This is a genomic window from Cutibacterium equinum (assembly GCF_028021195.1).
Taxonomy (GTDB): domain Bacteria; phylum Actinomycetota; class Actinomycetes; order Propionibacteriales; family Propionibacteriaceae; genus Cutibacterium; species Cutibacterium equinum.
The window spans coordinates 695,646-719,320 of sequence record NZ_CP115668.1; the positions used below are offsets into that span (position 1 = coordinate 695,646).

Annotated in this window: 22 protein-coding genes; 8 read left to right on the forward strand and 14 right to left on the reverse strand. The window is 64.8% G+C overall.

Translation table 11 applies throughout. From position 1 onward, the window contains the following. Position 1 precedes the first annotated feature (1 nt). The 7 genes from O6R08_RS03165 to O6R08_RS03195 all read right to left on the reverse strand — a co-directional run bounded on the left by O6R08_RS03165 (position 2) and on the right by O6R08_RS03195 (position 10,853). Entirely contained in the window at positions 2-772 is a 771-nt protein-coding gene (locus tag O6R08_RS03165; RefSeq protein WP_271418703.1) for a DUF4191 domain-containing protein, read from the reverse strand. Between the two features lie 118 nt (positions 773-890). Next, positions 891-1,883, reverse strand: coding sequence for a lipoyl synthase (gene lipA, locus O6R08_RS03170; protein WP_271418704.1), 993 nt, complete (start codon positions 1,881-1,883; stop codon positions 891-893). A gap of 10 nt (positions 1,884-1,893) precedes the next feature. Continuing rightward, the gene (locus O6R08_RS03175) at positions 1,894-4,137 is read right to left on the reverse strand and encodes a heavy metal translocating P-type ATPase (protein ID WP_271418705.1); all 2,244 of its coding nucleotides are present in this window, start codon (positions 4,135-4,137) and stop codon (positions 1,894-1,896) included. Continuing rightward, on the reverse strand, positions 4,134-6,077 hold the full coding sequence (locus O6R08_RS03180; protein WP_271418706.1) for a cytochrome c oxidase assembly protein: 1,944 nt from the start codon (positions 6,075-6,077) through the stop codon (positions 4,134-4,136). Before O6R08_RS03180 ends, O6R08_RS03175 begins: the two co-directional genes overlap by 4 nt. Positions 6,078-6,126: 49 nt before the next feature. Next, positions 6,127-6,891: a lipoyl(octanoyl) transferase LipB gene (lipB, locus tag O6R08_RS03185; RefSeq protein ID WP_271419201.1), complete on the reverse strand. Its 765-nt coding sequence runs from the start codon at positions 6,889-6,891 to the stop codon at positions 6,127-6,129. 160 nt (positions 6,892-7,051) lie between these two features. Continuing rightward, complete coding sequence (sucB, locus tag O6R08_RS03190) at positions 7,052-9,166, reverse strand: 2-oxoglutarate dehydrogenase, E2 component, dihydrolipoamide succinyltransferase (RefSeq protein ID WP_271418707.1); 2,115 nt, start codon at positions 9,164-9,166, stop codon at positions 7,052-7,054. Between the two features lie 160 nt (positions 9,167-9,326). Next, entirely contained in the window at positions 9,327-10,853 is a 1,527-nt protein-coding gene (locus O6R08_RS03195) for a leucyl aminopeptidase (protein WP_271418708.1), read from the reverse strand. Positions 10,854-10,969: 116 nt separating this feature from the next. On the opposite strand from O6R08_RS03195, the gene O6R08_RS03200 reads away from it, so the two are divergent. After that, complete coding sequence (locus O6R08_RS03200) at positions 10,970-11,359, forward strand: hypothetical protein (RefSeq protein WP_271418709.1); 390 nt, start codon at positions 10,970-10,972, stop codon at positions 11,357-11,359. Here O6R08_RS03200 and O6R08_RS03205 read toward each other — a convergent pair. Both O6R08_RS03205 and O6R08_RS03210 read right to left on the reverse strand, forming a co-directional pair. After that, entirely contained in the window at positions 11,329-11,547 is a 219-nt protein-coding gene (locus O6R08_RS03205) for a hypothetical protein (RefSeq protein ID WP_271418710.1), read from the reverse strand. The two genes, O6R08_RS03200 and O6R08_RS03205, sit on opposite strands and share 31 nt — an antisense overlap. An 80-nt stretch (positions 11,548-11,627) precedes the next feature. Continuing rightward, complete coding sequence (locus O6R08_RS03210; protein ID WP_271418711.1) at positions 11,628-12,413, reverse strand: DUF3043 domain-containing protein; 786 nt, start codon at positions 12,411-12,413, stop codon at positions 11,628-11,630. Positions 12,414-12,613: 200 nt separating this feature from the next. Here O6R08_RS03210 and O6R08_RS03215 point away from each other — a divergent pair, with 200 nt between their 5' ends. The 6 genes from O6R08_RS03215 (at position 12,614) to O6R08_RS03240 (ending at position 17,418) form a co-directional block, all read left to right on the forward strand. Then, positions 12,614-13,417, forward strand: coding sequence for a PspA/IM30 family protein (locus O6R08_RS03215; RefSeq protein WP_271418712.1), 804 nt, complete (start codon positions 12,614-12,616; stop codon positions 13,415-13,417). Continuing rightward, complete coding sequence (gene pspAA / locus O6R08_RS03220; protein WP_271418713.1) at positions 13,414-13,704, forward strand: PspA-associated protein PspAA; 291 nt, start codon at positions 13,414-13,416, stop codon at positions 13,702-13,704. Before O6R08_RS03215 ends, pspAA begins: the two co-directional genes overlap by 4 nt. Positions 13,705-13,877: 173 nt before the next feature. Further along, complete coding sequence (gene erpA, locus O6R08_RS03225; protein WP_271418714.1) at positions 13,878-14,231, forward strand: iron-sulfur cluster insertion protein ErpA; 354 nt, start codon at positions 13,878-13,880, stop codon at positions 14,229-14,231. A 165-nt stretch (positions 14,232-14,396) separates the two neighbouring features. Then, on the forward strand, positions 14,397-15,305 hold the full coding sequence (ctaC, locus tag O6R08_RS03230; protein WP_456298779.1) for an aa3-type cytochrome oxidase subunit II: 909 nt from the start codon (positions 14,397-14,399) through the stop codon (positions 15,303-15,305). Continuing rightward, positions 15,302-17,026 carry an aa3-type cytochrome oxidase subunit I gene (gene ctaD, locus O6R08_RS03235; protein ID WP_271418715.1) on the forward strand — a complete coding sequence of 575 codons (1,725 nt, stop codon included), beginning with the start codon at positions 15,302-15,304 and terminating at the stop codon, positions 17,024-17,026. The genes ctaC and ctaD overlap by 4 nt, the downstream gene beginning before the upstream one ends. After that, positions 17,023-17,418: a cytochrome c oxidase subunit 4 gene (locus O6R08_RS03240; protein ID WP_271418716.1), complete on the forward strand. Its 396-nt coding sequence runs from the start codon at positions 17,023-17,025 to the stop codon at positions 17,416-17,418. Before ctaD ends, O6R08_RS03240 begins: the two co-directional genes overlap by 4 nt. Positions 17,419-17,529: 111 nt before the next feature. Here O6R08_RS03240 and O6R08_RS03245 read toward each other — a convergent pair whose 3' ends face one another. Together O6R08_RS03245 and O6R08_RS03250 are read right to left on the reverse strand one after the other, a co-directional pair. Then, complete coding sequence (locus O6R08_RS03245) at positions 17,530-18,186, reverse strand: NAD(P)H-binding protein (protein ID WP_271418717.1); 657 nt, start codon at positions 18,184-18,186, stop codon at positions 17,530-17,532. Positions 18,187-18,244: 58 nt separating this feature from the next. Then, positions 18,245-19,771, reverse strand: a complete 1,527-nt coding sequence (locus tag O6R08_RS03250; protein ID WP_271418718.1) for a GuaB1 family IMP dehydrogenase-related protein — start codon at positions 19,769-19,771, stop codon at positions 18,245-18,247. Here O6R08_RS03250 and O6R08_RS03255 point away from each other — a divergent pair. After that, entirely contained in the window at positions 19,770-20,090 is a 321-nt protein-coding gene (locus O6R08_RS03255) for an MGMT family protein (RefSeq protein WP_271418719.1), read from the forward strand. The genes O6R08_RS03250 and O6R08_RS03255 overlap by 2 nt on opposite strands. Before the next feature lie 43 nt (positions 20,091-20,133). Here O6R08_RS03255 and qcrB read toward each other — a convergent pair whose 3' ends face one another. Genes qcrB through qcrC form a run of 3 tightly spaced genes read right to left on the reverse strand, consistent with a single transcriptional unit; the run spans position 20,134 to position 23,665 of the window. After that, positions 20,134-21,813 (reverse strand): cytochrome bc1 complex cytochrome b subunit, encoded by a 1,680-nt coding sequence (gene qcrB / locus O6R08_RS03260; protein WP_271418720.1) that lies wholly within the window; start codon positions 21,811-21,813, stop codon positions 20,134-20,136. Further along, positions 21,813-22,895, reverse strand: a complete 1,083-nt coding sequence (gene qcrA, locus O6R08_RS03265; RefSeq protein ID WP_271418721.1) for a cytochrome bc1 complex Rieske iron-sulfur subunit — start codon at positions 22,893-22,895, stop codon at positions 21,813-21,815. Before qcrA ends, qcrB begins: the two co-directional genes overlap by 1 nt. Further along, complete coding sequence (gene qcrC, locus O6R08_RS03270) at positions 22,862-23,665, reverse strand: cytochrome bc1 complex diheme cytochrome c subunit (RefSeq protein WP_271418722.1); 804 nt, start codon at positions 23,663-23,665, stop codon at positions 22,862-22,864. Before qcrC ends, qcrA begins: the two co-directional genes overlap by 34 nt. Positions 23,666-23,675: the final 10 nt, after the last annotated feature.

Here is a 23,675-nt window from a genome sequence, read left to right on the forward strand (position 1 = left end):
CTCAGCGTCCCCGCATGGCGGCGCGGGCGCCCTTCATGGAGTTGGGCATGGGGCCCTTGGGCAGCGGCACACGCGGGCGCATGGCGTCGAGGGCCTTGAGTCGGTTGACAACTTCGTCGACCTGGCTGGTGTTGAGAGCCTTGGGCAGCTTCTTGATGTGCTTGTCAAGGTCCTCCAGTGGGACCTCACCCTTGCCATCGCCCATGACGAGGGAGGTCACCGGGGTGCCGTAGGCGACTTGCTCGTGACGTTTGGTCTCGGTGGCCAGCAGATTGCGCAGACCGTTGCCGTGCCCTTCGCCGATGAGCACGATTCCGGCCGGGCCGACAGCGCGATGCACGACGTCCTGTTGACGGGTGAAGGCAATCGCCGGGGAGCAGGTCCACTTCTTCTTGTCCAGCAGGGACAAGGCGACCTCGGCGGACCCGGTCTGGCCCTTGAACCGGGCGTACATGGAACGCTTGGCGCGCCACTGGAAGGCCCACATCGCCGCAGCGGCGCCGGCAAAGATTCCGACGATGAGCCAGACCCACCACAGGTCAGTGATGAGGAGGCCGATGACGGTGAACACGACGACGCCCAGGACGAAAGCGCCAATGACCCACCACAGGAGCTGGGGATCAACCTGGCGAGTCAGCTTGAAGGTCTCGGCGAGCTGCTTGCGGGTGCTCCAGTCCTTGGGGTTGTCGGAGTTCTTGCGACGCTCCTTCTCAGCCTTGGCCTGTGCCTTCTGCTTGGCGGCGAGTTCCTTGGCTGCCTGGCTCCTGGGCATTGACACACTCCCGACGACGTTGATGAACGGACTGCGCGGTATTCTACCGGCTTCGCGGCGGGGACCCCACTTCGGAGTCGTTGTGGCGCAGGTGCCGTCGGTCGAGGTGATCGCGCGCTCAGTCCTTGGCGGCGAACGGCGCCGGCTTCTCCCCGTCCCGGTACCCGGTCACGATGGTGACCGGCTTCTCCCCGCGAGCCTCCACGGCCTGACGGTAGAGACGTCCGGCACGATACGAGGAGCGCACCAGCGGGCCACTCATGACGCCGACGAATCCGATCTCGCGGGCTTCCTCGGCCAACTCGTCGAACTCCTGGGGAGTCACCCAACGATCGATGGGGTGCAGGTAGGCATTCGGACGCAGGTACTGGGTGATCGTCAGCAAGTCAGTGTTGGCGTCATGAAGGGCCTGCATGGCTTCTGAGATCTCCTCGCGGGTCTCTCCCATGCCGAGGATGAGGTTCGACTTGGTGATGAGACCGGCTTCGTGGGCGGAGTTGAGGACGGCCAGCGAGCGGTCATAGCGGAATCCAGGGCGAATGCGCTTGAAGATCCGGGGGACCGTCTCGAGGTTGTGCCCGAAGACCTCCGGATGCGCATCAAAGACGACATCGAGGAGATCCTGCTTGCCGGAGAAGTCCTGGGCCAGCATCTCGACGCCGACTCCGGGGTTCACCTGGTGAATCTGGCGGATGGTCTCGGCGCACAGCCAGGCGCCCTCGTCCTCGAGGTCGTCACGGCAGACCGAGGTGACGGTGGCGTAGCGCAGTCCCATCTGCTTGACGGACTCGGCGACGCGGCGAGGCTCGTCGGTGTCGTAGCCCTCCGGCTTGGCAGACTCGATCTGGCAGAAGTCGCAACGACGGGTGCAGTGGTCTCCGCCGATGAGGAAGGTGGCCTCGCGGTCCTCCCAGCACTCGAAGATGTTGGGGCAACCAGCCTCCTGGCACACCGTGTGAAGATCACCGTCGAGCATTCGGCGTCGCATGTCGCGGTACTCGGGGCCCATCGTGGCCCGGGTACGGATCCAGCGGGGTTTGTCCTCGATGGGGGTCTGGGAGTTCTTGACCTCGACTCGCAGGAGCTTTCTACCGTCTGCTTCGACACTCACGTCGGCCAGTTTAACTGGGTGTGCCGAAGTTGCGAAGTCTCAGTGAATGGATGACGACGAAGAGGCTGGACAGGCTCATGGCTAGGCCTGATATGAGTGGGTTGAGCAGTCCGGCGGCAGCGATCGGGATGGCCGCGATGTTGTAGATGAAGGCCCATGCGAGGTTGCCACGGATGGTGCGCAGGGTGCGCCGTGACAGCCCGATGGCGTCCGGGACGACCCCGAGATGGTGACGCACACAGATGATGTCGGCGCTCCGCATCGCAATGTCGGTGCCGGTGACCATCGCCAGCCCGAGATCAGAGCTGGCCAGGGCAGCGGCATCGTTGATGCCGTCACCGACCATGGCCACGACCCGGCCCTCGTCTCGTAACCTGTCGATGACTGTGGCTTTCTCGGTCGGCAGAACGTCGGCGAGCACCTCGTCGATACCCAGCTCGGATGCGACGGCGTGCGCGGCAGCCTTCGAATCCCCGGTGAGCAGGACGGTCCGCAGCCCCATCTGCGTGAGCCGGGCGATGACTTCAGGAGCCTCGGGCTTGACGGTGTCAGACACGACGAAAGCTGCCGATGCCTGGCCGTCGATCGCGACCAGGACGGTGGAGCGTCCGGCCTCAGCAGCCTGTTCGACAACAGTGGTGAGGTCGTCGGGAATGGTGATGCCGGCCTCGGTGAGGAAGACAGGATTGCCGACCATGACCTCATGTCCGTCGACCTTGCCCTCGGCGCCGCGTCCGGCGACGGTGTGTGGGCTGGGGCACTGTGGAATGGTGCCCTCGAACGCGGCGACGATGGCCCTGGCCACCGGGTGAGTCGAGTGCTGATCCAGGGCAGCGGCACAGCGGTGAGCCTGTTCGAGGTCGTGTCCGGCGACGGCGACCCGTTCGGTCAGGGTCATGTCTGCGGTGGTGAGAGTGCCGGTCTTGTCGAACACGACGGTGTCGATGCGTCCTGACGCCTCCAGAGCTTCGGGACCCTTGATGAGGATTCCCAACTGCCCCCCGCGTCCCACCCCGACCATGAGCGCGGTGGGAGTGGCCAGGCCCAGTGCGCAGGGACAGGCGATGATGAGCACGCACAGGGCTGCGGACAAGGCGTGGCGGATACCGGCCCCGGCGATCCACCACCCGAAGAAGGTGAGGACGACAACGGCCAGTACGGCCGGCACGAAAATCTCGACGACCTTGTCGACCAGACGCTCGACGTTGGCCTTGCGGGCCTGGGCCTCCTCGGCAATGACTGCCATCTGGGAGAGCTGGGTGCGGGCTCCCACCGCCGTCGCTCTCGCCACGACCCGCCCCGTGAGATTCATCGTTCCGCCCAGAACCATCGACCCGACGGTGGCGTCGACCGGCATCGGCTCGCCAGTCATCATCGAGGTGTCAATACTCGACGACCCTTCGACGATCTGCCCGTCAGCAGCGAGGGTCTCACCAGCCAAGGTGACGAAGAGGTCACCCTTGTGCAAGGTCTCGATGGGGACGATGGTCTCGACCCCATCGCGCAGCACGCGCGCATCCTTGGCAGCCAACTGCCCCAAGGCCGTCAGGACAGAGCGAGCCGACCTCTTGGCCCGGGCCTCGAAATAGCGCCCGGCCAGCAGGAAGCATGTCACCCCGGCGGCGACGTCGAGGTAGAGGGTGTCGGCCCCGGCAGGGGTGATGCCGTAGCCCAGCCAGTACCCCTCGTTGTCCTGGGCGCCGATGAGGATGGAGATGAACGACCATCCGAAAGACGACAACACACCCAGCGACACCAGGGTGTCCATGGAGGTCACACCGTGGCGCAGGTTCAACCACGCAGCCTTGTGGAAGGGCCATGCCGACCACAGCACCACCGGCAAGGAGACGACAAGGAGGAGCCAGTCCCAGGCGGGGAAGCGCAACTGCGGCTCGAGGGCCAGGACCAATCCGATGTCCATGAGGGGCAAGGTCAGCAGGACGGCGACGATGAGACGGCGTCGCAGCATTGTGATGCGCCGCTGGGCCTCAGCCGTCAGATCGACGTCAGACAGCTCAGCGGCGGTGTAGCCGACATCCTTGACCGCAGCAATGGCGTCCTCGACGTCGATGCCCGTCACCGTCGCCCGCTCAGAGACGAAGTTGACGCTGGCGTGCACCCCGTCGATACGGGCCAAGCGCTTCTCGATGGTGTGGGCGCAGGCGGCGCAGGTCATTCCGCCGATCTGGAGCTGAACCGGGGGATGGAGAACAGGTTTCTCCTCATCCTGCTCGTTGATCGTCGCCGCCGTCATGACGGGTCCTGCCCATCGTGCGGCTTGACCTGCTGACCAGCCATCTGGGCCAACATGTCGTTGTAGGCGGCCAGGGACTCATCGAGACTGGCATCTTCGGAGGCATCCACCCGGCGCTGGTCGCGTCGATCCGAGACGAACCATTGCACGCACAGGGCGATGAGTACCAGGGCCATCGGAATCTCGCCGGTCGCCCAGGTGATCTGGCCGCCGAGGTTCTGGTCGTCACTCAGATTGGCCACCCACGGGATTGACAGGGCCTGATAGAAGTCCTTGCCGATGACCTGGTGAGCATTCATCGTGATGACGGCGAAGAAGGAGTGGAAGGGCATCGCCGTGATGACGAAGCCGAGCCGGCCGATGTGGGGCAGGGAGGCAGGCAGGTCGTCCAGGCCGATGACGTACTCGAAGAGCATGAACCCGGCCATGAGGAAGTGCAGCAACATCCACTGGTGCCCCCAGTGGTAGCGCATGAGGTAACCAAAGATCGGGGTGAAGTACACCACGTAGAAGCTGGCGATGAAGATGATCCAGGCTGCGAATGGGCCGAAGAGCATCGTAGTCGGACGCCATTCCAGGACTGCCATGAGGCAGTCGTGGGGGCCATTGAAGCCGTCATTGATCTGTTCGCCGGTTCGCAACACCTGCCTCATGAGGGTCACCGGCGCTCCCAGCACCAGCAAGGCGGGTACCAGCATGTTGAAGATCATGTGGACCAACATGTGCCAGCTGAACTGCATCGAGGAGTACTCCCACAGCCCGGCGCTGGCCAGATAGATCACGACGACCCATGCCCCGATCCAGGAACCGATACGGGCAGCCGACCATGCTTGGCCGCGATGCTTGAGAACCCTCACTGCGACGAGGTATCCCGCAATGGCCAGGATCGACAGGGTCCAGAAACCGATGTTGGGACGCCCCGGGGCCAGCAACACGCCGGTGGTGGGTGCCGATGGCAATTCGTAGCCGAGGTAATTGACCGCCGGGGTCTGCCCGATGAGGTAGCGAGGGGGAATGAGCTGCGGGCTGGCTCCCCTGATGGTCACGGCGACGACGACCATCGCGAAACGGAGCCACGCCCGTATCCGAGACCGAGGCACCCAGCTGAGTGCCACCCAGACCGTCGCCGCGATCAACAGGACTATCCGAGCCACCCCCCACCGGTCAGACAGCCAGGATTGCCCGGCCTGACCCTGCCAGGTGACGACGATTCCCCCGGCCAGGGCGATGATGACTCCGATGCGCTCCAGCCAGGACAGTCGGCGGGTGACAGCGGGGCTGGGTCCATCGAGGATCTCGACGAGAACGCACGCTGCCGCGATCGTCATGCCGACGGCGGCAAGAGCCCCGGCATCGGTGGCGAAATCATGGTTGAGACCTACTGAGATGGCTCCGGTGACCGGAACCGGCAAGGCGGCAAGGACCGTCACCAAGGTCGCCATGACGAGGCCACCCAGATGAGTGGTGAGCAACGCCAGCAAGGCGACCAGCAGGCCCAGCACGGCGACGACGAGCCAGGCGGCCACCGAGGGAGTCGAGGTGATGTAGGTCGGCAGGTCGACGATGGCCTGCTCGAAGGTCAAACCGGCGGAGTCAGCGGACTCCAGCGGAATCATGAGCAGGGCCAGCAGCGCCCACATCTGGGCTGCCAGCCAGGCTCGCTGGCCACGAGTGTGAGTGGGGTCGACGAGGTCGCGACGAGGTGAACACAAGGTGGCGCGGATGAGTTCGGCCAGGGTCCACATCAAAGCAGCCCACGAAAGAGTCCCGACGACGGCGTGAAGGACGCTGGTGAGGACATCCGGATTCTCCCTGCCCAACAGACGAGTCTCCAGGGGGCGAAGCCGGCCGATCACGGCGGCGACGACGGCCATGACGACACCCGTGACCGCCAGCAGCGGTCCCGTGGCACGGGCGCGGGTGGTGTGCGTCACCAACATCTCCTCTGGGGTGGGGTAGGGGGAACTGTAGCCGGGTGGACCGACAGGTTCACGACATCGGGTGCAGGAACGCTGGGTGCTCCCGACGCGGGATGTCCGGGCTCATCTCGTAGAGCTGGAAGGACATCATCTCGGTGAGGATGGGTTCAAGTTTGCCCGCCACCTCCAGCATGGATGGCACCTGCGCGTCAGGGCCGTGCAGACGTCGCAACTCGCGTCCCATGCTCGTGACGTCGGCGTCGGAGATGCCGCACGGAATGATGTTGTCAAACCCTGCGGTGTCAGGGTCGATGTTGAGGGCGAATCCGTGCAGCGCCGTCTGACGGGAGACCCGGATGCCGATGGCACAGACCTTGCGCTCTGGCCCGAGACCGTCAGAGGGGAACCAGACCCCGGTGCGTCCGGGGACACGACCGGCCTTCAAACCGTACTCGGCGACAAGGCGGATGATCGACTCCTCGACGCGACGCACGTAGTCCACGACGCCGATGCCGCGCTGCAGGAAGACGATGGGGTAGCCGACGAGCTGGCCCGGACCGTGCCAGGTGATCTCACCGCCGCGATCGACCGGAACCACAGGGGTCCCGTCGAAGGGGTAGGCCTCCGGACGGGTGCGTCGTCCCGCAGTGTAGACGGGATCGTGCTCGACGTAGATGACCGTGTTGGGGCGCTGGTGGCTCGAGACCTCGGCGTGGACGTCACGCTGGTGGGCCCAGCACTCGTTGTACTCGGTGCGAACCGGCGGGTTGTCGGCGATGCCCAGGTATTCGAACTCCAGGCCAGCAGGATGGTCCACCCATCCCTTGGGGGCCATCCCGGCGACGACCTGGGGCGTCGTGGGTTGCGGGGTTACCTGGGCGTCGTCGCGATCGCAGGACTGGTTCTGGGCGTCTGTCACGCTGACACATGGTAGTCCGGATACGCGACGGGGCCCGGCGTGGAATCCCACGCCGGGCCCCGTTGCGAGGTTCGGATCAGAACTCTCCGGCGAAGTCACCCTCCTCCAGGCGGGCCTTGATGCCCGACAGGAAGCGAGCTGCCACGGCACCGTCGATGAGACGGTGATCGTAGGACAGCGAGAGGTACATCATGTCGCGGATGGCGATGGTGTCCTCTCCGAACTCGTTGGTGACGACGACCGGGCGCTTGACCAGGGCACCGGTGCCGAGGATGGCAACCTCGGGCTGGTTGACGATCGGGGTGTCGAAGAGGGCGCCAGCCGAGCCGTAGTTGGTGATGGTGAAGGTGCCACCAGCCAACTCGTCAGGGGTGACCTTGTTGTCGCGGGTGCGAGCAGCGAGGTCGCCAATCTGGTGAGCCAGCCCGGCGATGTTGAGGTCGCCGGCATTCTTGATGACCGGCACCAGCAGGCCGCGCGGCGTGTCGACGGCGATACCGATGTTCTCCGAAGCCCCGTAGGTGATCGTCCCGGCCTCGGTGTCGATGTTCGCGTTGAACGTCGGGTTGGCCTTGAGAGCCTCGACGACAGCCTTGGTGATGAAGGGCAGGTAGGACAGACCAACTCCCTCGCGAGCCTTGAAGGCAGCCTTCTCGGCCTTGCGGATCCGGGAGATGGCCGTCATGTCCACCTCGACGGTGGCAGTGAGCTGGGCGGACACCTGCAGGGACTCCACCATGCGGGAGGCGATGACCTTGCGCAGGCGGCTCATCTTCTCGGTGGTGCCACGCAGGGCGGCAGCTTCCGGGGACACCTCCTGGGATGCCTTGCGAGCCGAACCAGCGGGCTTCGGGGTATCCGGGGCAGCCACAGCGGTTGGGGCCGGGGCGGGTGCCGGGGCCTCGGGCGACTTGCCAGCAGCGGCCAGGACGTCCTGCTTGCGAATGCGGCCGCCGACGCCGGTTCCGGTGATGGTGGACAGGTCGACGTTGTTCTCCTTGGCCAGCTTGCGCACCAGCGGGGTGACGTAGACGTCGGAGGACGGGTTGGTGGCACGTGGGGCGACCTCGTTGGCGCCAGCCGGCTTCGGGGCCTCAGCGGGCTTGGCGGCGGCCGGAGCGGGGGCCGGGGCCTCCTCGGCCTTGCTCCGCACCGGCTCGGGCTCGGCCTGCTCGGCAGGCTCAGCCTTCGGGGCGGTGGGCTCAGGGGCCGACGCGGCGGAGGGGTCGCCGATGATGGCCAGGACGGCGCCGACCTCGGCGTCTTCGTCCTCGGGGACCTTGATCTCGAGCAGGGTGCCGGAGGCAGGGGAGGGGACCTCGGTGTCGACCTTGTCGGTGGACACCTCGAGGAGGGGTTCGTCAGCCTCGACGGTGTCTCCGACGGCCTTGAGCCAGCGGGACACGGTGCCTTCGGTGACCGACTCGCCCAGTGCGGGAAGAGTGACCTCGACACCGCTGGCAGCGCCACCAGCGGCGGGAGTGGCCGGAGCGGGCTTGTCCTCGGCAGCCGGTTCAGGCTCAGGGGTCGGCTTCGGAGCCTCGTCCTGTCCGCTGGGGGCCTCAGCCGGGGCGGAACCAGACTCGGAGGGGTCGCCGATGATGGCCAGGACGGCGCCGACCTCGGCGTCTTCGTCCTCGGGGACCTTGATCTCGAGCAGGGTGCCGGAGGCAGGGGAGGGGACCTCGGTGTCGACCTTGTCGGTGGACACCTCGAGGAGGGGTTCGTCAGCCTCGACGGTGTCTCCGACGGCCTTGAGCCAGCGGGACACGGTGCCTTCGGTGACCGACTCGCCCAGTGCGGGAAGAGTGACCTCGACACCGCTGGCAGCGCCACCAGCGGCGGGAGTGGCCGGAGCGGGCTTGTCCTCGGCAGCCGGTTCAGGCTCAGGGGTCGGCTTCGGAGCCTCGTCCTGTCCGCTGGGGGCCTCAGCCGGGGCGGAACCAGACTCGGAGGGGTCGCCGATGATGGCCAGGACGGCGCCGACCTCGGCGTCTTCGTCCTCGGGGACCTTGATCTCGAGCAGGGTGCCGGAGGCAGGGGAGGGGACCTCGGTGTCGACCTTGTCGGTGGACACCTCGAGGAGGGGTTCGTCAGCCTCGACGGTGTCTCCGACGGCCTTGAGCCAGCGGGACACGGTGCCTTCGGTGACGGACTCGCCCAGTGCGGGAAGAGTGACTTCGGTCGACATGTGTTGGAGCTCCTTTGCAAGCCGCGACGGATTCACCGCAAGCCTAGCCGGACTATGGGCAAATGTGCAGTTGGTCCCATTTCTCACCTCTGAAAAACCCGGCGCGGACACGGCGAAGGGCAGGGCTGGTAGGCCCTGCCCCTCGCCACGACCGGGGTGGTCAGTCGGCCAGATTGGCGGCGAGCTGAACCAAGGTACGCACTCCGAATCCGGTTCCTTGGATCGGGATGTAGTCGTGCGGCTTGGCGTTGTTGTAGGCCGGGCCGGCGATGTCGAGGTGGGCCCAATCGAGTCCGGGGGTCACGCAGCTCTGCAGGAAGGCGGCGGCGTACATCGCGCCACCCTCGCGAGCAGCGGTGGACTTGACGTCTGCGACGTCGGAGTGCAGGGCATCGCGGACCTCAGCGGTGATGGGAAGCTCCCAGAAGTCCTCCCCAGCAGCCTCGGAGGCATCCAAAAGGGTGTCGGCAGCCTGCGCGCCGGAGGTCATCACTCCGGCAGTGTGGTTACCGAGAGCGACCATGCAGGCACCGGTCAGGGTGGCGATGTCGACGAGGAAGTCCGGCTCATCCTCGCAGGCGCGAGCCAGGCCATCAGCCATGACGATGCGGCCCTCGGCGTCGGAGTTGCCGTTCTCGACGGTCTTGCCTCCGTAGATGGTGACGACGTCAGAGGGACGCCATGCCGATCCGGACGGCATGTTCTCAGCCAGACATCCGTAGGCGATGACGCGGACATTGAGGCCCAGACGCGCGATCGCACCCACCGCGGCGAGCACGGCAGCAGCACCGCCCATGTCGCACTTCATGGTGTACATGCCGTCAGCGGTCTTGATGTTGAGGCCGCCGGAGTCGAAGGTGATGCCCTTGCCGACCAGGGCCAAGGTAGTGGTGGCGCCTTCCGGGGCGTATTCGACACGGACCAGGCGCGGGGAGCGAGCTGAACCTCCGCCGACGGCCAGGATGCCCCCGAAACCGCCGCGAACCAGAGCCTTCTCGTCGAGAACCTCGACGGTGACGTCCTTGAGGTCCTTGCACCACGACTGCGCCGAGGTGGCGAAGGTCTTGGGGTAGAGCAGATTGGCCGGGGCGTCCACCCAGTCACGGGCGGTGTAGACGGCGTCGGCGAGGATTCGGGCCTTGTCGAGCTCGGGCTTGGCGCCGCGGGCATTCGAGACAATGGTCACGGTGGAGACCTCGGGGCCATCGTGATTCGAGGTCACGGCCGGCACCTTGTAACAGCCGAGCAGGGCACCCTCGGCAGCGATACGAACCTGCTCTGCCGAGTTGATTCCCATGTCGACGGCCACCTTGAGGGGGGTGCCATGGGATAGGGCAGCGGCGGCGCGTGCACCGGCGCCGGCAGCCTTGCGAAGGTCCTCACCATCCAATCCCTCGGTTCCGCAGCCGACCAGGACGAGGCTGTATCCAGACCATGGCAGCACCACGGTGGACCCGAGTGTCGTCGAGCCGCCAGCGCGGATGGCAACCTCGGCCAGCGGAGCACCGAACGTCTCCTCGGCCTCCTTGACGGCGCGCGGTGCAAGCCCCTGGACGACGGGGCCCTGGGAGCCCTCGGCCAGGCCGGCAATCACGACGTCGGCGCCGTTGGCGTTGCGGGAGACCTTGAGATCGGGACGGGGACATACGGGTAGCTCGGTGCTGTTGGCCACGAGGATTCCTCTCATTCGGGGGTCGGTTCAGGATGGGGCCGGTTTCGACCCGGGTTGATGCCTTGTCGTGAAGCCTAGTCGAGGCGCCTCAGGCACGAGACACTGCGGTAGTCGTGGCGCGCGGTTAGGGTGTGTTCGTGAGCTCATCTACTCCGGTCGACCAGGACGCGGCGCCAACCCGTCGTGCCAGTCATCCCTCCTGGGCGTTGGCCTTGGACGTTGTCGTCGTCGTGGCCGGAGTGGCCCTGCTCGTGTGGGGCCTCGTCGTGATGGCCTCGCCGACGATCTCGTGTCGTGGTGTCGAGATGCATCCGGGAGACACCTGCCACAAGGCCACCTACACCGCCACCCGAACCGACACGGTGCAAAGTTATGAGCAACGGCGTCACTCCATTGCTCAGTCTCGTCCCACTGTCATTGGTCTGGGGCTTGCGGTCACGGCTTTCGGGGTCGTGATGAGCTGGCAGACCGTCAAGGTCCGCCGCCGCGATCACTCCTCGAACAGCCCCATCGGACCATAGATGACGTCGTCGTCGGCCATGAGGGTGACCTCGTCGATGCCGGCGTCCTGTAGTTCGGGCCAGTTCTCGGAAAGCCATGCCTCGGCTTCCTCCTGTGACTCGAACTGCTGGCCAGCACCAAGCTCGCCGAGGTGCTCAGCTCCCTTGACGGTGACGCGAGACTGTGTGAAAACCCACGAGTAACTCATACCTCCAAGACAATCACGTCCGCGCCCGGGAACGGGCACGGACGTGGCCACGAGGTACAACTTTGGCCTGGGCGTCAGCGTCAGTCGATCTTCTCGCCGCGTTCGACGCGCGGTTCCGGGTTGCGCCAGCGGCGCACGGTCATCGCCCGGTTGTTGAGGTAGGCCCACAGACCGCGCAGGGGGGTGTTGGGGTAGCGGGCGCGGATGCCCTTCTTGGCTCCATGCCACAGTCGCCAGGAGTCGACCAGCCACCCCAGCATGACGATCAGCATGCCCAAGGACATGGCATTGATGGCGCCGACCGCGGTGGGCGCAATGAAGAGCAAGCCCAACCAGACCACCATGACGGCCAGGAAGATCGGCATGATGAACTCGCTGAAGGTCCAGCGAGAGTCGACATAGTCGCGGATGTAACCGCGCTCGGGTCGCCGCTCGGCAGCTTCCATGGCGGCGGCTTGACGTTCCCGCTTGGCCAGACGCTCGCGCTTACGGGCTTCCTTCTTGTTCAAGGTCGGGTGGAGGCGTTCCCTCCGGGCAGCCTCAGCCTCAGCTCGAGTCGGGGTCGGACCCTTCTTCGCGGCGTGGTGGGGCTTGGGCTGTGCCGCAGGGGTTGCCTGATCAGTTGTGCCAGGGTTCTGTTCTGCGCCGTGGTCCTTGGTTGCGCGACGCTTCTTGTCGGGCCGCTTCACCTGGTCGGTCCTGGCGGCATCGGACCTGGGCCTGGCGGCATCGGACCTGGGCCTGGCAGCGGCGGTGGCCGAGGACGGGGAGGAGTCGGTACTGGACCCCGGCTCTGGGGTGACGGACTTGTCCGCCGGTTCGGCCTTCTTGCTGTCTCCCTGCTCGTAGGGGCGGAACAGTCCCACGATCCATCCTCTGTTTGTGTCGTCGTCGCGCCCACGGTGGCCTGTTCCAGCCGGGGCGGCCCTGTCTGGGCTGAGAAGATTGTACGGGCATTGCCGTGGGGTGTTGTTGTGCAGTCCCGTACGCTAGGGGTCAGGCAACCACAATGCTGACGACTTCCCGGAGTCTTCAAGCACCGAAGGGGAAGGATTCGACTCCACCTATGGCTGGCATATTTGCACGACTTTCGACGGTCTTCCGTTCCAAGGCGAACAAGGCCCTCGACAAGGTTGAGGACCCGCGTGAGACCCTCGATTACTCCTACCAGCGTCAGCTCGACATGTTGCAGAAGGTGCGCAGGGGCGTCGCCGACGTCGCCACGAGCCGCAAACGCGTCGAGCTGCAGATGAACCAACTGCAGGCCGACATCGACAAGATGCAGAACGCGGCTGCTCGCGCCCTTGAGCAGGGCCGTGAGGACTTGGCTCGCGAGGCCCTGACGCGCAAGGCGACCTTGCAGGCCCAGCTCAACGATCTGCAGACTCAGCACGCCACCTTGCAGGATGAGGAGGAGAAGCTCATCCGTGGTTCCCAGCGTCTCCAGGCTCGGGTGGATGCCTTCCGCACGAAGAAGGAGACCATCAAGGCCACCTACTCGGCGGCTGAGGCTCAGACTCGTATCAACGAGGCCTTCACCGGTCTCAACGAGGAGATGGGTGACATCGGCATGGCGATCACCCGTGCCGAGGACAAGACGATGGAGCTCCAAGCACGTGCGGGAGCGGTCGACGAGCTCATGGCCAGCGGGGCCCTCGAGAGTCCCACCCAAGGTTATGGGGACGACATCACTCGCGAGCTCGACAGCCTCGCCAGTGACCATGCCATCGACGCCGAGCTGTCCAACCTCAAAGCACAGCTCGGCACGGGCCACGACAATTCCACTCCGGAGCTTGAGTCTGGCGCCGATACACAGATGAAGCCGGAAACCGGATCGCGTGCGGTACGACGTCAGGGGGAGCAGTCATGATCATTCGCATCGTTGGTGAGGGCCAGTGGCAGGTGCCCGACACCGAAATGGATCATCTCAACATCATCGATGCTCGCGTCGAGCGTGCCATCGAGAAGACCTCGCAGAGTGAGCTCACCGAGGCTCTTTCGGAGTTGGTGACGACCGTCCGCACGGTTGGCACCCCGATTGCCGACGACAACATCGTCGACTCAGACCTCATCGTCCCTGACGTCTCGGCGACGATCGAGGAGGTCTCGGTCTGGCTCTCGGAGAACCCGGCTGGAGACGGCCTCATCCCCGGCTGACCCAGGCGCAGACTCCCTGTTCCGCTGCGCGCTGAATCGGCACAGTTCGATGTCGATGGTGCGCTGCGGATACAGTGGACAACGCGACGGGACGACATACCCGCCCGATCCACCAGGATCGACCGCCCGGGTCATCTCCCCGGGGCCGTCCACCACACGTTCTTGGAGTCCACATGACCGACACTGTCAACGCCCCCACCACCGATGGCATCATCCTCACCGACGCGGCTGCGGCCAAGGTGAAGTCCCTGCTCGATCAGGAGGGACGAGACGACCTTGCCCTGCGTCTGGCCGTGCAGCCTGGTGGTTGCTCGGGTCTGCGGTACCAGCTCTTCTTCGACGAGCGCCACCTCGACGGTGACGTCGTCAAGACCTACGGCGGAGTCAATGTGGTGACCGACCGAATGAGCGCTCCTTACCTGGCCGGCGCCACGATCGACTTCATGGACACCATCGAGAAGCAGGGGTTCACCATCGACAACCCCAACGCGACCAGCACGTGCGCTTGTGGAGATTCCTTCCACTGAGCCAATTCTGGCTCCGGACGGAGCTTCTGAGGTCGTTGAGGCGTTTCGTCAGTCCGACTGGGCGGACGAAGCGCCTTATTTTCGCTATTGTTCGGTGTGACAGACATAACACCCGCCTGGCCCCACTGTCGGGTCGGGAGGGCTTGCAACGGGGAAGGGTGAGCCGTGGGACGCAGACTCAGCTGGCGACACGACCTTGACCGCGACGTGCCCCACAGTGGCAGCGGTGTTGCTGGGAAGGTCGGTGGTGCCTGTGCCGCAACGGTAGCGGTACTGGCACTGAGCGGCTGTGGCAACGCCGGACCTGGGCGACCAGCTCGTCTCGGTCTGGTCGATCCGGCCTCCGATCGTGCCGTGCACATGGGCAACATGTGGATTGGCGCATGGGTTGCAGCGCTTGTCATTGGTGTGTTCGTGTGGGGCCTCATCGGATACGCGGCCTTCAAGTTCCGCCGTAAGGACACAGACCCGGAGATTCCGCGCCAGTCGCGCTACCACCTCCCGCTCGAGGTGCTGTACACCATCGTGCCGTTCCTCGTCATCGGCGTGCTGTTCTTCTACACCGTCCGTACCGAGAACAAGGTGCTCGAGAAGGATCCCGCCCCCCAGCACGTCGTCAACGTCGTCGGTCAGAAGTGGTCGTGGACGTTCAACTACATGGAGCAGGAGAATCAGGACGCCGGAGGTGTCGTCACTCACGAGGTGGGCACCATCGAGAAGATCCCAGACCTCTACCTCCCGGTCAACCAGTCGGTGCGCTTCCACCTGAAGTCCGCCGATGTCATCCATTCCTTCTGGGTGCCGGCCTTCTACTTCAAGATGGACGTCATCCCGGGTCATCCCAACCAGTTCGACCTCACCCCGACCAAGATCGGCGTATACGACGGTAAGTGCGCCGAGTTGTGTGGTACCTACCACGCCAACATGATCTTCAAGGTGCACGTGGTATCGGTCGAGGACTACAACAAGCACCTCCAGCAGCTCAAGGCTCAGGGCAACACCGGTGAGATCAAGCCTGCGGACTCCGTCACCGCCCTCACCACCGGCGAATCGAAGGAGGGGGAGAAGAAGTGACCAGCGCATCTGTCGCCCAGCGAACTGCGGTAAGCCCTGCGGTGACTCGTGAGGAGCGCCGCAAGACCAGCTTCGGTGCTCTCGTCTGGGATTACATGACGACCACCGACCACAAGAAGATCGGACGGCTGTACTTCGGCACGTCACTGTTCTTCTTCGCCTTCGGTGGCATTCTTGCCCTGCTCATTCGCGCGGAGTTGGCCTACCCGGGCATGCAGTTCATGCATCAGGAGACCTTCAACCAGCTCTTCACGATGCACGGCACGATCATGCTGCTGATGTTCGCCACCCCGTTGTTCGCCGGGTTCGCGAACTTCTTCGTGCCTCTTCAGATCGGTGCCCCTGACGTCGCCTTCCCGCGTATCAACCAGTTCGCGTACTGGCTGTACCTCTTTGGCTCGCTCATGGCCTGTAGCGGCTTCCTCACCCCGGGCGGTGCTGCCAGCTTCGGGTGGTTCGCCTACGCCCCACTCTCCGACGCCATCAACTCCCCGGGAGTTGGCGGTGACCTGTGGGTCATGGGCCTGTACCTGCTGGGCCTGTCGTCGATCCTCGGTGCCGTCAACTTCGTGACGACGATCATCCTCATGCGTACCCCCGGTATGACGATGTTCCGGATGCCGATCTTCTGTTGGAACATCCTCATCACCTCGATCATGATCCTGGTCGTCTTCCCGGTACTGTCGGCCGGTCTGCTCGTCCTCGAGGCCGATCGCGCTCTGGGAGCCCACATCTTCGACGCCGCGAATGGTGGCCCAATCCTGTGGCAGCACCTGTTCTGGTTCTTCGGCCACCCTGAGGTTTACGTCATCGCCCTGCCGTTCTTCGGCATCATCACCGAGATTTTGCCGGTCTTCAGCCGTAAGCCGGTCTTCGGCTACGTCGGTCTGGTGTTCGCCACCTTGGCCATCGGTGGTCTGTCGGTGTCCGTGTGGGCCCACCACATGTTCGTGACCGGTGCGGTCTCCTTGCCGTTCTTCTCCTTCATGACCTTCACCATCGCCGTTCCGACGGGCGTGAAGTTCTTCAACTGGATTGGCACGATGTGGGGCGGGTCGTTGAGTTTCGACACACCGATGCTCTTTGCCATCGGCTTCCTGACGACCTTCCTGTTCGGTGGTCTGACCGGCGTCATGCTCGCCAGCCCGCCGATGGACTTCAACGTCTCCGACACCTACTTCGTGGTGGCCCACTTCCACTACGTGCTCTTCGGAACCGTGGTGTTCGCGATGTTTGCCGGCTTCTACTACTGGTGGCCAAAGATCACCGGGCACATGCTCAACGAGACGTGGGGAAAGATCCACTTCTGGACCCTCTTCGTCGGTTTCCACACCACCTTCCTCGTCCAGCACTGGCTGGGTGTGGAGGGTATGCAGCGTCGCATCGCTGACTACGGCTCCTGGGAGGGGTTCACCCTCCTGAACCAGGTGTCAACCTTCGGTGCGTTCCTGCTGGCCATCTCGATGCTGCCCTTCGCATGGAATGTGTGGATCACCCGTCACGACCCGAACATCGAGGTCGATGATCCGTGGGGTTGGGGCCGTACCCTCGAGTGGGCCACGTCGTGCCCGCCGCCTGCCCACAACTTCACCAAGATGATTCGCGTTCGTTCCACCTCCCCGGCCTTCGACGTCAACCATCCTGAGGCCGCCCTGACCACCGAGACCGAGGACGCGAACCCGCGTGAACTCGTCCACTCCGGCAAGGAGGATGCCTCATGACATCGGAACGTTGGGTCTTTGGCGGGCTCGGCCTGTTCTACCTCGTCGTCACCCCGATCTACTGGTTCACGGCTCACGAGGTTGCCGGCACCTGGGCGCTGGGACTGTCGGGAGTCATGGCCCTGATGGTGTTCTTCTACGTCCAGGTTGTCGCCAAGAAGACCGATCCCCGTCCGTCCGACGACAAGGACGCCGAGGTCATCGACGGGGCCGGCCCGGTGGGGTTCTTCCCGCCGCAGAGCATCTGGCCCTTCTGGTGCGCCCTCGTCGTGGCGATCATGTGCCTCGGTCCGGTGTTTGGATGGTGGATCACACTGCTCGGCGCGGGCATCGGTATCTGGGCTGCTTCGGGCTGGGCTTTCGAGTACTACCGCGGGGACTACCAGCACTGACAACGTCACCGTGACATCGTGAAGGCCGGGACCGTCATCGAGACGGTCCCGGCCTTGTTCTGTCCGCCCTGGACGCTCCTGCCCGCCCCTGGCTCACACACTGCCCCTGGCTCACAGGGCCTGCGCAATGGGCCGAGGCCCGTCGCAGAAGCGAATGAACCTGCCAATCGTGCCCTCGTCATCCAGGCAAGCCAGAGCAGTCAGGGCGACGGCCTCACGAGACACGCTGACCCCCTTGTAGTCCTCGTCCTCCGCCATGATGCGGATTCCGGTGGCGGGCTCGTGGCTGAGGGTCACCGGGCCCAGGATGGTCCACCGCACCGGTGAACCCATGGTGTGACGGTCGGCATCGGCCTTGGCGTCGGCATAGGGGAAGAAGTCGTGGTCGGAGGGGATGGCGTGGTCGGGGCTGCCGCACCACGAGATGAGCACGAACCGTGGCTTGTGGGGGGAACGCGCAATGGCGTCAACGAGTTCCTTGCAGGCATCCCGGTCGACGGCGTAGGTGTTCTTCGGTCCGCCCTTGCCTCCCGCTCCTGCTGACCACACCACGGCGTCATGACCGGTGACGAGGTCGTCCCACTGGGAAGACTGCAGGGAGGTCACATCGGCGACGACGGGGTTTCCGCCCCATGCGACGACGTCAGCAGCCTGGTCCTCACGCCGAATGACGGAATCGACGTGGCGACCCTGTGAACTGGCGTGCTGGGTGACGTGCTTGGCCACGTGCCCGTGGCCGCCAATGATGAGGATTCGATCTGCTGTCATGCCCCTCACCCTAGCCAAGGGTGAGCCAGGGTGAGGGAGGGTTCAGGTCGCAAGCAGCTCAGGTCCAACTGCGCTGCAGAGGTCGTCCCTCCTCGTAGCCCGAGGGGGACTGCACGCCGATGACGGCCTTCTCGTGGAACTCCTTGAGGTTGGCCGCGCCGGCGTAGGTGCAGGAGGACCGCACCCCGGAGGTGATGAAGTCGACCAGATCCTCAACTCCAGGACGCTGGGGGTCAAGGTACATCTTCGACTGGGAGATACCCTCCTCGAACAGGGCAGCTCGTGCCCTCTCGAAGGCGCTGCGCTGGCGGGTACGGTGACGCACTGCTCGGGCCGAGGCCATTCCGAAGGACTCCTTGTACAGACGGCCCTCGTGATCGACGAGCATGGCTCCGGTGGACTCATGGGTGCCAGCGAACCATGAGCCGATCATGACCGAACCCGCTCCGGCCGCCAGGGCGAGGGCGACATCACGGGGATGACGCACACCTCCATCAGCCCAGATCGCCCCGTCGACCTCGGCGGCTGCCTCGGCGCACTCCAGCACTGCGGAGAATTGCGGACGACCGACACCAGTCTGCATACGGGTGGTGCACATGGCACCAGGCCCGACGCCGACCTTGATGACGTCAGCCCCGGCGTCGAGCAGGTCGAGGGTGCCGCAACGGGTGACGATGTTGCCAGCCACGATGGGGATACGGCGTCCAGTCTTCTCCTGGAAGGCGGTGCGAGCCTCGTCAGCCACACCAATCGCCCGGATCATCTGGTCCTGGTGACCGTGAGCGGTGTCCATGACCAGAACGTCGGAGCCCGAGTCCAGGGCGCTGCGAGCGCGACCGGCGACGTCGCCATTGATGCCGATGGCGGTACCGATCATGAGGTGGCCGTCGGGATCGACAGCAGGACGGTAGATCTCGGTGCGCAATGCGCCACGCGAGGTCATGATGCCCACGAGGATGCCCTCCTCGTCGACGGCCACAGCGACCTTCTGGTGACGCTCTGCCAGGGTCTGGAAGACGTCGTCAGGGCTGGTGGCGGGGTCGACCAGGGTGAGGTCGGTGGTCATGACCTCATGGCACTGGGCGAAGCGGTCGACACCCTCTGCCTCAGCGGGGGAGACCAGGCCGACCGGGCGACGATCTTCGATGACCAGGACGACGCCGTGGGCGCGCTTGTTGAGCAGATTCATCGCCTCGCCGACGGTCGTCGTCGGATTGACGGTGACAGGGGTGTCAAAGCGAGTGTGGGCGCCTTTGACCCGACGGATGCACCTCGCGACGAACTCGGCGGGGATGTCCTGGGGCAGGATCGCGATGCCGCCGCGTCGGGCGATCGTCTCGGCCATCCGGCGCCCAGAGATTGCGGTCATGTTGGCCACGACGAGGGGCAGGGGAGTGCCCAGCCCGTCGGTTGACGTCAGGTCGACGTTCATCCGCGACCCGACCGAGGAACGGTTCGGGGCCATGAAGACGTCGTTGTACGTCAGGTCGTAATTCGGCTGCTCGTTGAGAAAACGCACGCCGTCATTCTCCCACGTCGTCAGCCTGCGGTCATGTCGTGAGGGACTGCGACACACTGGTGTCATGAGGTCGATCGTCGATGACGTGTTGGCAGCAGTGGAAGCCTTGCCGCCAAGAACAGTGGTGTCCTACTCGGACATCGCCGAACTCGTCGGCACCTCCCCGCGTCGGGTCGGCACCATCATGGCCAACCACGGTCATGAGGTGCAGTGGTGGAGAGTCACCAACATCCGCGGGACGCTGCCTGATCACCTCATGGCTGAGGCTCACCGGCACTGGGATGACGAAGGACTGGGCGGGGGAGTGGCGATGCTGCGCAGCCATGCTCCCGATCCGCAGGAATGGGAACGCGAATGGCAGGCGTTGCGCAGTCAGGAATGGTGAAGGCCCCCTGTGGACAGGGGGCCTTCACCATGGGCGGATGGGATCAGTCGGTGATCTCGGGCTTGTTCGTGCCCTCGCCGGAGTCGATCTCGGAGTGGCCACGAGTTGCCTCCAGCTCCTCGCGGCTGACCTTGGCAACATTGTCCCCGAGGAACCACTTCATCCAGCGAGCGCGCTTCTTGCTCACGCGACGGCCACGCTCGTCGATCGAACCAGCGGTGAGGACCGGGTAGGTCTTGTGCTGGGTGAGGGTCCAGGCCTCCTCGTCACTGACCGGCACATGAGCCTCGTGGAAGGCGCCATCGGGCTCGCGGATGATCTCGCCGGAGGGGGACCCGTGCACCAGACGTGCACGGTCGGCACGCTGCAGGGACACACAGATCCTCTTGGTGATCTGGTAGGTGATGATCGGGACGACGAAGATCGCCGCACGCATGAAGTACGTGATCTTGTTCAGCGACAGGTGGAAGTGCGTGGCGATGATGTCGTTGGCGCCCGAGAGCCAGAACATGGCGTAGCAGCTCATGGCGGCAACACCGAGGGCGGTACGCGTCGGGACGTTGCGCGGACGGTCGAGCAGGTGATGCTCGGAGTCGTCACCCGTGATCCACTTCTCGACGAACGGCCATGCCACCAAGAGGGTGAACAGCACGCCCATGAGACACACACCGGGCAGGAAGATGTTCCAGCTCCAGGTGGTGTGGCCGATGTGCCACTCCCAGTTCGGGGTGATGCGGACAGCACCCTCGAGCCAACCCATGTACCAGTCAGGCTGGGATCCAGCGGTGACCTCCCCCGGGTTGTAGGGGCCGAACTTCCAGACCGGGTTGATCTGCATGAAGGTGCCCATGAGGGTCAGGACGCCGAACACTACGAAGAAGAAGCCACCGGCCTTGGCTGCGTACACCGGGAACAGGGGGTAGCCCACGACGTTCTTCTCGGTGCGCCCGGGGCCCGGGTACTGGGTGTGCTTGTGATACACGACCAGGGCAAGGTGGGCAGCCACCAAGCCCAGGAGCAGGGCCGGGATCAGCAGGATGTGCACCATGTAGAGGCGGGGCACGATCGCGGTGCCGGGGAACTCGCCGTTGAAGACGAAGAACTCAACCCAGGTGCCCACCAGCGGGATCGCACGCATGAGGCCGTCGGCGAAGCGCAGGCCCGTGCCCGAGAGCAGGTCGTCAGGAAGCGAGTATCCGGCGAAGCCCTCGACCATGGCGAGCATGAACAGGCCCAGGCCGATGAGCCAGTTGATCTCACGCGGTTTGCGGAAGGCGCCTGTGAAGAAGATGCGCAGCATGTGGACGGTAGCTGCTGCCACGAAGAGGATGGCTGCCCAGTGGTGAATCTGGCGGACCAGCAGGCCGCCACGCACCTCGAAGGAGAGGTCCAGGGTGGAGGCGAAGGCCTCCGACATGGGCGTTCCCTTGAGCAACTGGTACGGGCCGTTGTAGTCAACCTCAGCCATCGACGGCTTGAACCAGATGGTGAGGAAGACGCCGGTGAGCAGCAGGACGACGAAGGAGTACAGAGCAATCTCGCCCAAGAGGAAGGACCAGTGGTCAGGGAAGACCTTGCGCAGGTTCTCCTTGCCCATCTTGGCAAGCCCCAGACGGTCGTCGTGCCAGTTGACGATCCGCATCCCGTGACTCGACGGCTTGTCGTCAGCCGTCGCAGTGCGTAGGGAGGGTGATTCCTCGGCGATGCCGGTTGGCCGGGCCATCAGTTGTCACCCTTCTTGTAGTCGTGACGAGAATCTCGTTCAAAGTAGGACGGGCCCACCGGAACGGTGAAGTCGCTGCGAGCGACCAGGTAGCCCTTGTCGTCGACGGTGATTGGCAGCTGCGGCAGCGACCGCCCGGCCGGGCCGAAGACGACGACACCGGAGTCACCGAGGTCGAAGGTCGACTGGTGGCAGGGGCACAGCAGATGGTGGGTCTGCTGCTCCCACAGGTTGACGGGGCATCCGACGTGGGTGCAGATCTTGGAGTACGACAGGATGCCGCCGACGTGCCAGTCCTTGCGGGACTCGGGGATCTTGATGGAATCAGGATCCATCCTGACGATGAGGATGGCGGCCTTGGCCTTCTGACGCTGGAACTCGGTGCCCTCGAGGTCCTTGAGGTTCTCGGGCTCGGCGTTGACCAACTGGCCGATCTCGAGGTCGGAGGCCTTGATCGGCTGGAAGGTGATGTCGTTGACCAGCCGGACGCCCTCGGCCCAGATGGTGCGCTCAATGGTGGCTCGACGCATCCCGGGGCCGGGCTTCGGTCCGAGGTCGGCAAGGGTGACGATGGCCGGGACAGCCATGATGCCGATGGCACCACCAAGGGCGCTACCGATGAGCTTGCGTCGGGGTAGCCCGGACTGCTCGGCGCCGATGCGCCACTGCTTGGCGAAGTCCTCCCGATCGGCGGCACTGGAATTGACCGGATGGCGCTCCTGGACGATCTCCTCGTCGCCCATGATCTGCTTGGCCCAGTGGATGCAGGCGATGCCGATGAACAACACTCCGAGGCCGGCACACAGCCCCAGCGCGAAGGTGGAGGCGTTCATGTAGAGCGACCCGATCTCGACAGTGGCGTCTCGGGGGATCGCGAAGTAGCAGACGACGAAGCCGATGGCGAGAACGGGGACCAGACCCAGTAGGGCGATCACCTGACGGTAGGCCCGGTTGCCGGCTTTCGGATCGGCGTCGGTGTACCGCTCGACATGGGGCTCGACGCCCGGGTTGTCGACCGGTTGATCGTTGCGTTCGGTGTATTTGTCGCTCACTTCGCGCGAGCCCCCTTCCGTGCCAGCCATCCGGCGATCAGGACGAGGCTGCCGATGCCGATGATCCAACCGAACAGACCCTCAGTGACCGGGCCGATGCCGCCCAGGGCGAACCCGCCGTTGTTGGGTTCAGAATGAGCGGTCTGGAGGTAGCCAATGATCTCGCGGGCATCCTGGTCGGTCATGACCGACTTGGAGAACACCGGCATCTGCTGCGGGCCAGTGCGCATGGCCTCGTAGATGTGCTTGTCAGAGGTCTTCATGAGCGACGGTGCGAAAGCGCCCTCGGGGAGTGCACCACCGCGTCCCTCAATGTTGTGGCAGGCCGAGCAGTTGGTCTTGAACAGCTCAGCGCCACGAGCCAGTTCCTCGGCACTCAATCCTGAAGTGTTGAGGGTCTGGGCGGAGGGGACCTCCGGGCCGGGGGCCAGGGATGCGACATAGGCGCCGACCGACGCGATTTCCTCGTCGGTGAACGTCGTGTTCTTGGCGGGAGCCTGAGCCTCGGGGCGAGCCATCGGCATACGGCCGGTTCCCATCTGAAAATCGACGGCTGCAGCGCCGACACCGGCCAGGGATGGACCCTGGGTGGTGCCCTCACCGTTGAGGCCATGGCAGGAGGAGCAGTTCTGCTGGAAGATTTCCTTGCCCTGGGCTACCTGGGTCGACGCATTGGCGTCGGCCTGTCCAGAAGCTGCGGGGCTGACGAAGGCGTACACACACCCCACCAGAACCAAGGCCAGGAGCAGCAGCACGGGCTTGGCGGCCCGGCTGTGTCGTTTCGTGGAGAGGAATCTCATCACCACAGTC

Coding starts and splice junctions, on each gene's coding strand:
- O6R08_RS03215 (WP_271418712.1), top strand. CDS start 12,614: ATGGCTGGCATATTTGCACGACTTTCGACGGTCTTCCGTTCCAAGGCG.
- O6R08_RS03165 (WP_271418703.1), bottom strand. CDS start 772: ATGCCCAGGAGCCAGGCAGCCAAGGAACTCGCCGCCAAGCAGAAGGCA.
- O6R08_RS03205 (WP_271418710.1), bottom strand. CDS start 11,547: ATGAGTTACTCGTGGGTTTTCACACAGTCTCGCGTCACCGTCAAGGGA.
- lipB (WP_271419201.1), bottom strand. CDS start 6,891: ATGGCCCCCAAGGGATGGGTGGACCATCCTGCTGGCCTGGAGTTCGAA.
- O6R08_RS03195 (WP_271418708.1), bottom strand. CDS start 10,853: ATGAGAGGAATCCTCGTGGCCAACAGCACCGAGCTACCCGTATGTCCC.
- O6R08_RS03255 (WP_271418719.1), top strand. CDS start 19,770: ATGAGGTCGATCGTCGATGACGTGTTGGCAGCAGTGGAAGCCTTGCCG.
- qcrB (WP_271418720.1), bottom strand. CDS start 21,813: ATGGCCCGGCCAACCGGCATCGCCGAGGAATCACCCTCCCTACGCACT.
- O6R08_RS03180 (WP_271418706.1), bottom strand. CDS start 6,077: ATGTTGGTGACGCACACCACCCGCGCCCGTGCCACGGGACCGCTGCTG.
- O6R08_RS03175 (WP_271418705.1), bottom strand. CDS start 4,137: ATGACGGCGGCGACGATCAACGAGCAGGATGAGGAGAAACCTGTTCTC.
- qcrA (WP_271418721.1), bottom strand. CDS start 22,895: ATGGCTGGCACGGAAGGGGGCTCGCGCGAAGTGAGCGACAAATACACC.
- O6R08_RS03250 (WP_271418718.1), bottom strand. CDS start 19,771: ATGACACCAGTGTGTCGCAGTCCCTCACGACATGACCGCAGGCTGACG.
- O6R08_RS03245 (WP_271418717.1), bottom strand. CDS start 18,186: ATGACAGCAGATCGAATCCTCATCATTGGCGGCCACGGGCACGTGGCC.
- erpA (WP_271418714.1), top strand. CDS start 13,878: ATGACCGACACTGTCAACGCCCCCACCACCGATGGCATCATCCTCACC.
- qcrC (WP_271418722.1), bottom strand. CDS start 23,665: ATGAGATTCCTCTCCACGAAACGACACAGCCGGGCCGCCAAGCCCGTG.
- O6R08_RS03240 (WP_271418716.1), top strand. CDS start 17,023: ATGACATCGGAACGTTGGGTCTTTGGCGGGCTCGGCCTGTTCTACCTC.
- sucB (WP_271418707.1), bottom strand. CDS start 9,166: ATGTCGACCGAAGTCACTCTTCCCGCACTGGGCGAGTCCGTCACCGAA.
- pspAA (WP_271418713.1), top strand. CDS start 13,414: ATGATCATTCGCATCGTTGGTGAGGGCCAGTGGCAGGTGCCCGACACC.